Here is a 12,606-nt window from a genome sequence, read left to right on the forward strand (position 1 = left end):
CGCCCCGGCTTGAAAATCACTTTGCTGGTTTACCGATTAGCCGACGATCTCGGTGCCGGAGAACCAGTAGGCGATTTCCTCGGCAGCCGTTTCCGGGGCATCGGAACCGTGAACCGAGTTTTCGCCGATCGAAAGAGCGTGGACCTTGCGGATCGTGCCCTCGGCAGCGTTGGCCGGGTTGGTAGCGCCCATGACTTCACGGTTCTTGGCAATGGCGTTTTCGCCTTCGAGAACCTGAACCACGGTCGGACCCGAGGACATGAATTCGACGAGCTCGCCGAAGAACGGGCGCTCCTTGTGCACGGCATAGAAGCCTTCGGCTTCGCGGCGGCTCATCCAGACGCGCTTCGAGGCGACGACGCGAAGCCCGGCATCCTCCAGCATCTTGGTGATGGCGCCGGTCAGATTGCGCTTCGTCGCATCCGGCTTGATCATCGAAAAGGTACGTTCAATCGCCATTGGCTCAATTTCCCTTGCTCTTGAGAAGTGGCGGTTCATTAGCCGCCAATTCCGCGCAAAACAAGGGGGCGCGGCGATGATTCGCCCCCTCGTGCCGTAGTTTCACGCTGCTGTCACGCTGCGGCCCAGGCCATCGTGAAGGTCAAGGCAACGCTCGAACCAGTCGGTGACGACGTCGCCTGCGGCAAGCAGGCGATGTGGCGAAACGATGCGTGCCCATTGCAGCGCGCCGAAGACGATATAATCGGCAAAGAGCGGCCTGTCGCCGCCGAGGAACGGCTGAAACTTCAGCATGTGGCGGATCGGTTCGAGCTTCGCCGAGAAGGTTTCGAGGTCTCCTCGCCCGGCCTCGGCGACCGCCTCCAGCGGCCTTCCGAAGCGCTCCTCGCGGCTCGCCCGGAAATAAGCCCGGTCGATCGGGTCGAGGCTGTCATGAATGTCCATGATCGCGATACGCCCGATCGCCGGATGCAATGTCGTTTGCGACCAGCCCTCGACGAAGCGCGCCATGGCCTTGCCGCCTTCGCCGGACAACAGGGGCGGACGATCGGGATAGGCCTCTTCGAGATAGAGAGCGATATCGAAGCTGTCGCTGACGAGCTTCTCTCCGTCGCGCAGCAGCGGAACGATCTTGGTCGCCCCCTGCTCCAGCCTCGGAATCTCGGTGAAGCCGACCGGCGCGATGTCGAAGGTTAGGCCCTTGTGGGCGAGCGACAGCTTCGTCTTCCACACATGCGGCGAAAAGGGGCGGCTCGTGTCGGTTCCGGAGAGTGCGTAGAGTTTGCGGGTCATTCAGGCTCCTGTACTTCGCTACCGGGCGACATAAGGGGAGCATCGCTTGCGGATCAATCATTAAATTTCATGAGTGGCATTTGCCACCGGAATACGAATTCGCGATAGGTTGCCGACCACACAAGGAGATTGCCGATGCTCGACCATTACCGGATGTTTGCCGATTACAATCGCTGGGCGAACCGGCGTGTCTACGCCGCCGTCTCGGAACTATCGGATTCGGAATACCGGGAAGACAAGGGAGCGTTCTTCGGCTCGCTGCACGGGACGCTGAACCATATCCTCGTGGCGGACCGGATCTGGATGAAGCGGTTTACGAAAGAGGGCGAGGCGCCGTCGCGGCTCGACGCCATCCTGCACGAAGATCTCAACGGTCTGACGGCGGCGCGGGTGGCCGAGGACGAGCGAATCATCGCCTGGATCGACAGCCTCGACGAGGAGCGTCTTGCGGGGCACTTCACCTATTCTCCGCTCACCAATCCGGTCGAGGTCACGGAACGGCTCGCACGGACGCTCGCTCACTTCTTCAACCATCAGACCCATCATCGTGGCCAGGCGCATGCGACCTTGACCGCGCTTAAGCACCCCTCACTGACGCTGGACCTGGTTTCCTTCCTGCGGACCGAGGGCAAGAAGTGGGCCGACTGAGGCGAGTCCAGGCTCGAGCCGGCCCACCGGGGCAAGCGAGATGCGCCTGTCTCGGGTCCCGGCGAGCCACGCGATGAGGCGACGCTGTCCGAGCCAGGCGGCAATCCCGAGCGCGATGCCGCCCAGGATGGAGCAGAGGGCAAAGGCGAACGGCGAGAGCAACGGCCGGATCGGCAGCAACAGCAACTCCGGCACGAAACGGTGCAGGATGTAGATGTGGAAGCCCGCTGCGGAAAGCGGCAGGATCAGCCGCCTACCCCATTGCGGCATGCGAATGCGCGGCAGGAAGAGCAGCGCGGCCAGAACGGCGATCTGCAGCAGATATTTGACTTTCGTCCCGATCCAGACGCCCTCATAGAGCCCGAGGAACAGGAATACGCCTGTCCCTGCCAGCATCACCATCGAGCGCTCTTTCCACGTTTCGGCAATTGCCGCACACCAGCCGAGCACCGCCATGTAGAAGATCCATGGAAGGGTGAATATCTGGCGGTTGCCGATATCGATGAGAAGCGGAAACGCCATCCGCGCAGCGAAGGCCGCGGCGAACAGCGCCATGCCCACGGCAAGGGGTCTCTTGGCCGCGGCGCGCCGGACGAACGGAACGGCAAACAGTGCGCCAAACACCAGCAGCATCTGACAATAGGCTTCGATGAACCAGTAGAGATAGGGCACCATGCCGTGGAGCCCGGGATCTGCGATGCCGAAATTCCCGACGAGAAAGACCGAAGCCCAGGGCACGTCGCCCCAGGCGAGCGCGTAGCCCGCCACGATCAGATAGTAGGGGACGAGTATCTGGGCGAGCGGCCGCAGCAGCTTGTCTATCGCGCCGGAGAGCAGTGCTCCGCTCTGGAATCGCGCAAGACCGAAGCCGGCGAGAATGACCATGGCGGCCGATCCCCCCGGAATCGGCCAAAGCGTCTCGTGGTGGACAACGACCAGCAGGATCGCCAGCGCCCGGATCAGGAAATCCGCACCGATCCGGCGGCTCTTGCGCTCGCGGCCGTTATGGGCGGCGAGTGCGCCGACCGGCATTTTTTCCCAGCCCTCCGGCAGTTCTCCGAGCCTCTTCTCAAGGCCGATCGAAAGCTGGACGAAACGGAGCGAATCGCCACCAAGCGATAGAAAGCTGTCCTCCGGTCGAACCTTCTTCGGATAGAAGAGCTGGGCAAAAAGCGCCTCGACGTCCCCCTCTTCCGAACTGCCGCACGTCGCCGCGGCCGGCCGCATGCGAAGGGCCGGGTAATCGATCTTGCCGGATGTCAATCGCGGCAACTTGTCCAGGCGGGAAGCCCCTACATGCATCAAGGTCAAGCCACTCGCCTCGACGAGCAGGCGGCGAACTTCATCCGGATCGCCGCTTCCCACATAGTAGGCGTGGATTTCGGTGTCGTTGCCGACGACGGCGGCGGCGACGCCGTGCTGCTCCAGTGCCGCCTCCAGAGCGTCGTGACCGATTCGCAGGCCGGCAATCTTCGATATCCGCTTTGTTCGTCCGACGATCCGGAAGACGCCGTCCGCGTCTCTTACGGCCAGATCGCCGGTCCGCAATTCCGACAACTCGGCCCCCCGCGCGAGATCGGCGCGTGACGACGCGTAGCCCATCATCACATTCGGCCCGCGATAGACAAGCTCGCCGGGCTGATCGGCGCTGGAGATTATCCTTCCATCGTTATCCTCGATCGTCAGGCTCCCGCCCGGGATCGCAATGCCAATCCGGTCTTCCCTGCCCCGGAGACGGTCCGGCGGCATATAGGCCATGCGAGCCGTTGCCTCTGTCTGGCCGTACATCACGAAAAGGCGCGCATTGCGCGCGGAGAGATGCTCATTGTAGCGGCGCACGAGTTCCGGCGCCAAACGTCCGCCGGCAACAGTCATGAAGCGCAGCGCCGGAAAATCCCGCGCCCGGAACCCAGCCTTTTCCAGAAGGTCGTAGGAATAAGGGACGCCAGCGAAATTGGAGCTGGCGCTTTGCGCAAGTTCATCGAGGAAGCCCTCGTCGAGGATGGAACAGCCCGGCATATAGACGCTCGCGCCCACGGCGAGGTGGGCGTTAAGGACGGAAAGCCCGTAGGAATAGTGGAGCGGCAGGATGAGGCAGCCTCGGTCCGCTGCCGTCAAGCCGAGATATTCCGCGATCGATCGTGCATTGGACTGGATATTCATGTGCGACAGCCGCACCCATTTTCCATGCCCGGTGCTGCCGGACGTCGAGAGCAGGACGGCAAGTTCGGGATGCGGCGCGATCGCGTCTCCCTCCAGCCGCTCCATGCGCCAACGGCCGTCAAAGCGGCGGTAGCAATATTCCGGTCTGAAGACCTCGCGGTCCCGGAGCATGGAAGCGGTGCCGCACAGGGCGACCGCGTGGCCCGCCTCGAGTGCCGCGAGATAAGCGACGACAGCGTGTTCGGAAAGGTCGGCCTCGATTGTGACCAGTCCGCGATCGCCGCGCCACCGAGAAGCGAGCCGGTCGATGCGCTCGGCAAGTTCGCGGTAACTCACGATCCGCCCGCCGCGCAAAAGCAGCGCCGGCCGGTCGCCCCGCGCAGCCAGACTTGCAACACCGAACGGAGACACCGAAAGTTCGCCTGAGCCGCCCAAAACCACCTCCATTTTAGCAAGGCGGCATATTATTGCTGACTTTGATCGTCAAGTATAAAGCCGAAGCGAATACAGGACTTTGTGCGAAACCGATTTTCGCACGGGAGTACGCCGTTTCAAAAGGCCATCCGGGGCACGAAAGGCCCGGTTCGGGGAAACCGGGCCTTTCGTTCGGGCGGAGCAAAGAGGCGCGTGGGAGGCCGCGCCTGCTCCGTGACTCGTCAGCTGCGGCTTAGCGGCTGAGGCCCTGGTAGTATTCGCCTTCACCGCCGGAAACGACCTTCGGCTGCGGAGCATAGCCGACGGAACCGGTGGACGTACGGTCGAGGGAGCCGTCAGCACGGCGAACGGCCGTCTGGTCACCGGCTCGCGCTGCGCGTTCGGTGTAGAGCGGCTTGTCGCTGACACCCTGATAATAGCTGCCGCCGGCAAAGGCTGCGGATGCACCGCCAAGAACGGCTGTGGCAACGAGGGTGGCGGCGAGAGCAGTATGGGTTGCGTTCCTCATGATCATCACTCCTGATCGGTCGTTCGCTTGAACGAAGGTTTCGTCGCGACCGTTTTGATCGGCACCATTCCGGACGCGGTGGCCTCGCCGATGGCGCCCGGTCCGATCAAAGGGTCAGAAGAGCATTCTCGTGCTCTCCGTTCGAAGATGTGGGGCCTCATCATGAGGATGGGAAGTATTGATTATCGGAACACGTTGTCCATGAATCCATAACAATCCTCACTTGAAAATGCCCTCGGCATCCTTATTCGAGCGATCGCGGCAGCAGTGGCGCGAGCCTCTTGCCTTCCCGAAAAAGTCCGGGCAAAAGGCCCGGATGATCCAGATATCCGGCCTCTCCGCCCGCATTGCGGGCCGTCTGCTCATCGATAACGCTTCCGTGACGCTTCCGGCGGGCACGAAGGCCGGGCTCGTCGGACGCAACGGCGCCGGCAAGTCGACTCTGTTCCGGGTCATCACCGGCGAGCTTGCGGCGGAAGCCGGCAGTGTTTCCTTGCCGAAGAACGCGCGGATCGGACAGGTCGCACAGGAAGCGCCGGGGACGGAAGAACCTCTGATCGAAATCGTGCTCAAGGCCGACAGGGAACGCACGGCGCTCATCGCGGAGTCGGAAACGGCGGTCGATCCGCACAGGATCGCCGAGATCCAGACGCGGCTCGCCGACATCGGCGCCCATTCGGCGGAAGCGCGCGCGGCAAGCATTCTCGCCGGTCTCGGCTTCGACCACGAGGCGCAGAAACGTCCCGCCTCCTCCTTTTCCGGTGGCTGGCGCATGCGCGTGGCGCTTGCCGCGGTCCTTTTTTCCGAGCCCGATCTGCTGCTCCTGGACGAGCCTACCAACTATCTCGACCTCGAAGGAACGCTGTGGCTCGAGGACTATATCCGCCGTTATCCGCACACCGTGATCATCATTAGCCACGATCGCGACCTCCTGAACACCGCGGTGAACGCGATCGTTCACCTCGACCAGAAGAAGCTCACCTTCTACCGCGGCTCCTACGATCAGTTCGAGCGGCAGAAGGCGGAAGCGGACGAACTGCAGATGAAGGCGAAGGCCAAGAACGAGGCGGCCCGCAAGCATCTGCAGAGCTTCATCGATCGTTTCAAGGCCAAGGCTTCCAAGGCCCGTCAGGCCCAGAGCCGCATCAAGGCATTGGAGCGGATGGGCACCGTGGCAGCCGTCATCGAAGACCACGTCCAGGGCTTCACCTTCCCGGATCCGGAGAAGCAGGTGGCCTCACCGATCGTCGCCATCCAGGGAGGCGCGGTCGGCTACGAACCGGGCAAGCCTATCCTGAAGAGGCTCAATCTGCGCATCGATGCGGACGACCGGATCGCGCTGCTCGGGTCCAACGGTAACGGCAAATCCACCTTTGCGAAGTTCATCGCCGGACGCCTCCGCGCGGAAAGCGGCGAGGTGCGGATCGCCCCGGGACTGAAGGTGGGCTTCTTCGCCCAGCACCAGCTCGACGATCTCGTGCCGACGCAGAGCGCCGTGGAGCACGTCCGCCGCCGCATGCCGGAAGCGCCGGAAGCGAAGGTGCGCTCCCGCGTGGCGCAGATGGGGCTTGCGACCGAGAAGATGGACACCGCAGCCAAGGATCTCTCCGGTGGCGAAAAGGCGCGGCTTCTCATGGGCCTTGCCGCCTTCGAGGCTCCAAGTCTGCTTATCCTGGACGAGCCCACCAACCATCTGGACATCGACAGCCGCAACGCACTGATCGCCGCCCTCAACGATTTCTCCGGCGCGGTCATCCTCATCTCCCACGATCGCCACCTGATCGAAGCGACGGCCGACCGGCTGTGGCTGGTGCGCGACGGAACCGTCGCGAACTACGACGGTGACCTCGAGGACTATCGCGGGCTGATCGTCGGCGGGCCGAAGCCGAAGGACGACAAGCCCAGGGTGAACGGATCTGATGAGGCGCTTTCCAAGGCAGACCAGCGAAAGGCCAATGCGGACAGGCGAGCCTCACTGGCACCGCTCAGGAAAAGGATCAATGAGATCGAGTCCTTGACGGGCAAACTGGAGAAAGTGATTCAGGCACTTGATGCCGAGCTTGCAGACCCGGCCCTTTACGAGAAGGCCCCGGCAAAAGCGGCTCAACGCGCCAAGGAGCGCGCCGATGCCGTCGAAAAGCTTGCGGCTGCGGAAGAGCAATGGCTGGAACTGTCGGCGGAATACGAGGAAGCGATGGCGGGGTAGCCGATCGGCGAACCTGTTTTCAGCCGAGTTCGAAGGTCGTAATCCCGTAAATGCGCGCAAGCGGCAGATCGGGCGCCGGTCCGCGATACATGCGGGCGGTCTCGAAAACCGGCTTCATGTTGTAGCGCGTGCAAAGTGCCCGTGCCGACGCATTCGGCTCGGGGACGTCCAAATAGATCCGTTCCCCGCCGGTGCCGGTTGCGAGCTTGCGAAACAGGAGATCGGCACCGGTCTCGCTGTCGGCGAGCAGCGGACCGATCTTGTAGCCTTCGCGGCACTTGCGGATCGTTCCGTAACCGGCGATTGCCCCGTCACGCAGCAGGACCACGCTTCTGCGCGTCTGCAACTGCTTGGTCCATTCGCGCAGAAATGCCTCGCGCCGCGTTGGATTGAACCTCATGTCATAATCGATCAGTGACGCCGCATGCACCGGCGCCACGTCGACAAGCTCGGTGCCGGGCGGCTCGGTCACGTTCACCACGCCGCCGTAGCGGATGTTCGCATGCGACCAGCCGAAACCCGACTTCCGATAGTTTTCCTGCTGGCCCACGACCCCGTCGAGGCCGATGGTCCGCCCCTCGGCCCTTGCAACTGCCCACTTCCAGAGATCGAGGCCGATGCCCCTGCCCCGGTACTCCTCATCGGCGATGAAAAAGCCGAGAAATGCGTAACCGCTGCCATAGCGCACGAGCGAAATGGCAGCGGCAAGTCGCTCTTCCTCGACCGCGACCCAGTAGCCTTCGGGATCGGCGGCCCAGAAAGCGTTGCCATCGTCAATACCGGGATTCCATCCCTCCCTGGCGGCCCAGTCGATGATCGTGTCGAGCTCGGCCCGTGTCGCAAGACGAATATGTGGCATTCTGAAATCCTGACTTCGCTCCGAAGAACCCCCCTCGAGAGGCAAGAAGACGGACAAGATAGATTTGCGTTCCATCTTGTCCACCCAAGCGGCTAGGCTAATTTTTGCAACGGGAAGCCGGCTTGTCGGTATTTCCCAATCTGCTAAAAGGGTCCGGAATAAATCATACTAATCAGGGCGGAAGACACCATGTCCCCAATCAACATTGCCATCGTTGGCGTCGGCAAGATCGTGCGCGACCAACATCTGCCGGCGCTTGCGAAGAACGCGGACTACCGCCTGATCGCAGCCGCAAGCCGCCACGGAACGGTGGACGGCATCGACAATTTCAAGTCGATAGAGGCCATGATCGACGCCGTGCCGGCGGTCGAGGCGGTTTCGCTCTGCATGCCGCCGCAATACCGCTACGAGGCGGCGCGTACCGCACTTGCCGCGGGCAAGCATGTCTTCCTCGAAAAGCCGCCGGGCGCGACCTTGAGCGAGGTCGCGGACCTGGAGGCGCTGGCGGAGGAGAAAGGCGTTTCGCTTTTCGCGAGCTGGCACTCGCGCTATGCGCCGGCAGTCGAAGCCGCAAAGGCGTTTCTGGCGTCGGCCGCGATTCGCAACGTCCGGATCATCTGGAAGGAAGATGTCCGCCACTGGCATCCGAACCAGGAGTGGATCTGGGCAGCCGGGGGGCTCGGTGTCTTCGACCCGGGCATCAATGCACTCTCGATCATGACCCACATCCTGCCCCGGCCGGTCTTCATCACCTCCGCGACGCTGGAATTTCCCGAGAACCGGGACGCGCCGATCGCCGCCACGATCGCCTTCAGCGATGCCGAAAAGCTCGATGTCGCTGCCGAGTTCGATTGGCGTCAGACGGGCAAGCAGAGCTGGGACATCGTCGCTGAAACCGACGCGGGCGGAATGGTCCTCTCCGAAGGCGGCGCCAAACTCGCGATAGACGGCAAGATCGTCCACGAGGAGCCCGAGCAGGAATACCCCATGCTCTATCGGCGTTTCGCCGAGATCATCAAGGCCGGCAGATCGGACGTCGACCTGGCGCCGCTCCGGCACGTGGCCGACGCCTTCATGCTCGGCCGACGCAAATTCGTCGAGGCGTTTCACGACTGATGGAAAGGGGCTTTGACCCCTCCCCAACCCCTCCCGGGGCAGGGCTATCGCATATGAGCGATAAGAGAAGTGAGGAATTCGTCATCCCAGCCCGCCTTTTTAATTTTCCGGCGGATGGAGGCCTTGTCGGGGTGCGATCGCAAGAGGTTGAGAGCGATCTTGCGCAAGAACGCAATGTTCTGCGGGCCGTTGTCCTTGCGGTTTCTGGCGGCGTCCTCGCGGAAGTGGACATCCAGAACCCAATGCAGGTTGTTTTCGATTTGCCAATGGGTTCTTACAACCTCGATCAGCGCGCTCGGCGACATGGTGGTTGAGAGCAGGAAGTAGCGGACATGGCTGGTCAAATGGCCGTTGGTATGACGGCTTGTGGTCTCGACGCAGCCGATGGCCTGCAGGCCCGGAAAGTTGATATCGCCGGCAGCCACAACGCTGGCGCGGCGTGTCTCGATGCGGTCATGGGCAGTCTCGGCTGCAATCTGGATGCTCTCGACGTGGCCGGCGTCCTCGATGCGGGCGAGCGCCTGGGCCAAGAGGCCGGGCTGGTTGGCCTTCAGTGCCAGAGCATAATCGCCGCCGGCAGCGAGGATGGCGCGGGCGGTGTCGGGCCGGCAATGCAGGGCATCGGCGGTGACGATAGAGCCCTCCAGTGCCAGCAGCGCGAGCGCATCGAGAGCCCCTTGCACCTCATTGCGGCCCGGCGCGAGCTTTTGGCCGATGACCAGACCGGGACCGGCAGCCCAGACATTGACGAAGTGGAGTGGCGTGGCCTTGGCGGCGCGCCGGTAGGCACCGCGCACCGCCTTGCCATCGATCGCTACCACCCCTTCGAGACCCTGCGCAAAGCTCGCCGTGAGACGGCGAAAGGCCGCGTCAAAGGCATCCGGATCGAGATGGCGGAAGACTGTGGAGAAGGTGTCATGGCTGGGAATGCCATAGGGCAGCGGCACGATTGTCTTCAGCCATTTTTTCTTGGCGACACCCGAAATCGGCCATATCGGTACAGCTTTCCGCACCGCAGACAATCGCCGCAACGGCAATGAACAGGATCGACGTCAACGGATGGCGCGCATTGCGACCGCGCGGATCTGGCAAATCTTCAAAGCAAGCGGCAAATCTACTCATCGAGACCTCCAAGGCAGCGGAGGACTTCATGAATCGATTTGCCGCAACAAAACAACCACTTATTCGCTATATGCGATTCCCCTGCCCCTTGTGGGGAGGGGTTGGGGAGGGGTCTGTCACAGGCCATCGATACTCGACCGATCACGCCTTCTTTTCCCACCTTCCGTCACGGTTCTGCTGCCAATAGGTGAGATTGTGCCCCTCGCCCTTGAGCCGCTTCCACTGATCGCGCGCCGCCTCGAGCTGTTGCTGGTCGTAGCCGTCGAACATGAAAACAACCCGCTCATATTCGGAAACCGGCGGCGGCTCGGCGCCGTCGACGACAAAGCGCACAGTCGCGGCATTCCGGTTGCCGTCATCGGCAACGACGAGAATCGGTTGCACCGCCGCGAACTCGCCGGCGTCCGTACCGTGCGGCAGGAAGCTGTCGTCCCGATAGACCCATAGATGCGTATCCAGCGCATCGCGCCTTTCGGCGTCTATCGTCTGCACGACCACCCGCCAGCCGCGCTCTATGCTCTTGTCGAGCAGCGGCGGCAGGGCGTCTTCGAGCTTCGATTCCGTCAGGTGGTAAAAAAGGATCTCGGTCATTCCGATCTCGGGCGAACGGTCACGATTCGTAGTTCGCGCGCACCAGCTGGTCGAGGAGACGAACGCCGAAGCCGGACCCCCAGGACTGGTTGATCTCGTCGGTCGGCGAACCCATGGCGGTGCCGGCGATGTCGAGATGCGCCCAGGGCGTGTCCTTGACGAAGCGCTTCAGGAACTGAGCCGCGGTGACCGAGCCGCCGTGCCGGCCGCCGGTGTTCTTCATGTCGGCGAACTTGCTGTCGATCATCTTGTCGTATTCCTTGCCGAGCGGCATCCGCCACAGTCGCTCTTGCGTCGCCAAACCGGCGGCGAGCAACTGCTCGGCCAGCCGGTCGTCGTTCGAGAACAGCCCGGCGTAATGATTGCTGAGCGCCACCATGATCGCGCCGGTCAGCGTTGCGAGATCGATCATCAGCTGCGGCTTAAATCGGTCATTGCAGTACCAGAGGGCATCGCCGAGGACGAGCCTGCCTTCGGCGTCGGTGTTGATCACCTCGATCGTCTGCCCGGACATAGACGTCACGATGTCGCCAGGCCGCTGGGCACTTCCGTCCGGCATGTTCTCCACGAGCCCGATGATCCCAATGGCATTGACGGCCGCCTTCCGCGCGGCAAGGACATGCATCAGGCCGGTCACTGCCGCCGCCCCGCCCATATCGCCCTTCATTTCCTCCATGCCGGAAGCGGGCTTGATCGAAATGCCGCCGGTGTCGAAGACGACCCCCTTGCCGATGAAGGCGACCGGCTTTTCCTTGGCCTTTCCGCCCTTCCATTGCATGACGACCAGCCGCGGCGGACGGGACGAGCCTTGCGCTACGCCGAGGAGTGCGCCCATGCCGAGCTTCTTCATCTCCCGCTCGGTCAGGATCTCGACGTCGACGCCGAGTCTTTCCAGTTCCTTCGCGCGCGCCGCGAACTCCACGGGGCCCAGTACGTTGGCGGGCTCGTTGACGAGATCGCGCGCCAGAAACACGCCTTCACCGACCGCCTGGGCAGTCATAAAGGCCTTTTTCGCTGCGATCACCGTGCCGGTGACGATGGTGACCTTCACCGGCTTCTGCGCCGCCTTCGGTTCGTCATCCGATTTCCGGGTCTTGTAGCTCTCGAAGCCGTAGGCGTTCATTTCCATGCCAAGGGCGAAATCCGCGGCTGCCTTGCCGGTGACTTCGAGCCCCGGCGCATCCAGGAAAACCGTGATCTTTTCGGCAGACCGCAATTTCGCAGCCGCGGCGCCACCGGCCTTCAGCCAGTCGTGATCGCCGACGCCGCCCGCGTCCCCGAGGCCGAGCAAGACAATCCGATCGGCCGGCGAGCCGTGCGGCGCAATGACGTCGAGGGTCGAGAGCGCCTTGCCCGTGAACTTCCCGATCTTCGCCGCCTTCGCCAGGACGCCCTCCGGATCGACGACAGCCGCCCCGGCTGCTTCCTTGGCTCCTGCAACCTGCAGGAGAACCGCGGCGCCGCCGGCCGGGCGGTGGGATTTGCTGAAAGAAAATTCGAACTTCATCGGCATGCAGGACTCCAGGCACTTTCTGACGGTGGCGCCCGGCCTGTTACCGGACGGCTACAGTGACCGACATTCGCGACGTCGGCGGTGATCGAAGCTGTGGGGCGCACCCTTCTCGCTTTTCAGGCGCTTGGCAAGATGCTCGCACATGTTTACATGCGGTTAACCGAAGTTCTTCGGCTTATATTTTCCCTGTTGTC

At 62.7% G+C, this 12,606-nt stretch carries 10 protein-coding genes and 1 pseudogene; 3 read left to right on the forward strand and 8 right to left on the reverse strand.

Features of this window, described 5'->3' with window-relative positions; all coding sequences use genetic code 11:
• Positions 1–36: 36 nt before the first annotated feature.
• Both ndk and JOH52_RS00080 read right to left on the reverse strand, forming a co-directional pair.
• Entirely contained in the window at positions 37–459 is a 423-nt protein-coding gene (ndk, locus tag JOH52_RS00075) for a nucleoside-diphosphate kinase (RefSeq protein ID WP_003531616.1), read from the reverse strand.
• Positions 460–561: 102 nt separating this feature from the next.
• The gene (locus tag JOH52_RS00080) at positions 562–1,251 is read right to left on the reverse strand and encodes a glutathione S-transferase family protein (RefSeq protein ID WP_010969082.1); all 690 of its coding nucleotides are present in this window, start codon (positions 1,249–1,251) and stop codon (positions 562–564) included.
• Between the two features lie 135 nt (positions 1,252–1,386).
• Between JOH52_RS00080 and JOH52_RS00085 the strand changes: the two genes are divergently transcribed.
• On the forward strand, positions 1,387–1,899 hold the full coding sequence (locus tag JOH52_RS00085; protein ID WP_003531618.1) for a DinB family protein: 513 nt from the start codon (positions 1,387–1,389) through the stop codon (positions 1,897–1,899).
• Here JOH52_RS00085 and JOH52_RS00090 read toward each other — a convergent pair.
• Both JOH52_RS00090 and JOH52_RS00095 read right to left on the reverse strand, forming a co-directional pair.
• Positions 1,840–4,497, reverse strand: a complete 2,658-nt coding sequence (locus tag JOH52_RS00090; protein ID WP_010969081.1) for an AMP-binding protein — start codon at positions 4,495–4,497, stop codon at positions 1,840–1,842. The two genes, JOH52_RS00085 and JOH52_RS00090, sit on opposite strands and share 60 nt — an antisense overlap.
• Before the next feature lie 232 nt (positions 4,498–4,729).
• Positions 4,730–5,011: a hypothetical protein gene (locus JOH52_RS00095; RefSeq protein ID WP_017264791.1), complete on the reverse strand. Its 282-nt coding sequence runs from the start codon at positions 5,009–5,011 to the stop codon at positions 4,730–4,732.
• A 310-nt stretch (positions 5,012–5,321) separates the two neighbouring features.
• Here JOH52_RS00095 and JOH52_RS00100 point away from each other — a divergent pair, with 310 nt between their 5' ends.
• Positions 5,322–7,211: an ABC-F family ATP-binding cassette domain-containing protein gene (locus JOH52_RS00100; RefSeq protein ID WP_017271815.1), complete on the forward strand. Its 1,890-nt coding sequence runs from the start codon at positions 5,322–5,324 to the stop codon at positions 7,209–7,211.
• 19 nt (positions 7,212–7,230) lie between these two features.
• On the opposite strand, the gene JOH52_RS00105 is transcribed toward JOH52_RS00100, so the two are convergent.
• A complete protein-coding gene (locus JOH52_RS00105; protein ID WP_015241121.1) occupies positions 7,231–8,070 on the reverse strand; it encodes a GNAT family N-acetyltransferase in 840 nt (279 codons plus the stop codon).
• Between the two features lie 189 nt (positions 8,071–8,259).
• Here JOH52_RS00105 and JOH52_RS00110 point away from each other — a divergent pair, with 189 nt between their 5' ends.
• The gene (locus tag JOH52_RS00110; protein ID WP_003531624.1) at positions 8,260–9,186 is read left to right on the forward strand and encodes a Gfo/Idh/MocA family protein; all 927 of its coding nucleotides are present in this window, start codon (positions 8,260–8,262) and stop codon (positions 9,184–9,186) included.
• 44 nt (positions 9,187–9,230) lie between these two features.
• Here JOH52_RS00110 and JOH52_RS00115 read toward each other — a convergent pair.
• From JOH52_RS00115 to JOH52_RS00125, 3 genes and pseudogenes are all read right to left on the reverse strand, one after another.
• Positions 9,231–10,308 (reverse strand): annotated as a pseudogene (locus JOH52_RS00115) (ISAs1-like element ISRm21 family transposase).
• Between the two features lie 141 nt (positions 10,309–10,449).
• Positions 10,450–10,899, reverse strand: a complete 450-nt coding sequence (locus JOH52_RS00120; protein ID WP_010969075.1) for a DNA polymerase III subunit chi — start codon at positions 10,897–10,899, stop codon at positions 10,450–10,452.
• A 19-nt stretch (positions 10,900–10,918) separates the two neighbouring features.
• Complete coding sequence (locus tag JOH52_RS00125; protein ID WP_003531642.1) at positions 10,919–12,412, reverse strand: leucyl aminopeptidase; 1,494 nt, start codon at positions 12,410–12,412, stop codon at positions 10,919–10,921.
• Positions 12,413–12,606 lie beyond the last annotated feature (194 nt).

Source organism: Sinorhizobium meliloti (genome assembly GCF_017876815.1).
Classification (GTDB): Bacteria; Pseudomonadota; Alphaproteobacteria; order Rhizobiales; family Rhizobiaceae; genus Sinorhizobium; species Sinorhizobium meliloti.

What these genes read in the sequence shown, in the direction of transcription:
- ndk (WP_003531616.1), bottom strand. Translation starts at nt 459, where the DNA reads ATGGCGATTGAACGTACCTTTTCGATGATCAAGCCGGATGCGACGAAG.
- JOH52_RS00080 (WP_010969082.1), bottom strand. Translation starts at nt 1,251, where the DNA reads ATGACCCGCAAACTCTACGCACTCTCCGGAACCGACACGAGCCGCCCC.
- JOH52_RS00085 (WP_003531618.1), top strand. Translation starts at nt 1,387, where the DNA reads ATGCTCGACCATTACCGGATGTTTGCCGATTACAATCGCTGGGCGAAC.
- JOH52_RS00095 (WP_017264791.1), bottom strand. Translation starts at nt 5,011, where the DNA reads ATGATCATGAGGAACGCAACCCATACTGCTCTCGCCGCCACCCTCGTT.
- JOH52_RS00100 (WP_017271815.1), top strand. Translation starts at nt 5,322, where the DNA reads ATGATCCAGATATCCGGCCTCTCCGCCCGCATTGCGGGCCGTCTGCTC.
- JOH52_RS00105 (WP_015241121.1), bottom strand. Translation starts at nt 8,070, where the DNA reads ATGCCACATATTCGTCTTGCGACACGGGCCGAGCTCGACACGATCATC.
- JOH52_RS00110 (WP_003531624.1), top strand. Translation starts at nt 8,260, where the DNA reads ATGTCCCCAATCAACATTGCCATCGTTGGCGTCGGCAAGATCGTGCGC.
- JOH52_RS00120 (WP_010969075.1), bottom strand. Translation starts at nt 10,899, where the DNA reads ATGACCGAGATCCTTTTTTACCACCTGACGGAATCGAAGCTCGAAGAC.
- JOH52_RS00125 (WP_003531642.1), bottom strand. Translation starts at nt 12,412, where the DNA reads ATGCCGATGAAGTTCGAATTTTCTTTCAGCAAATCCCACCGCCCGGCC.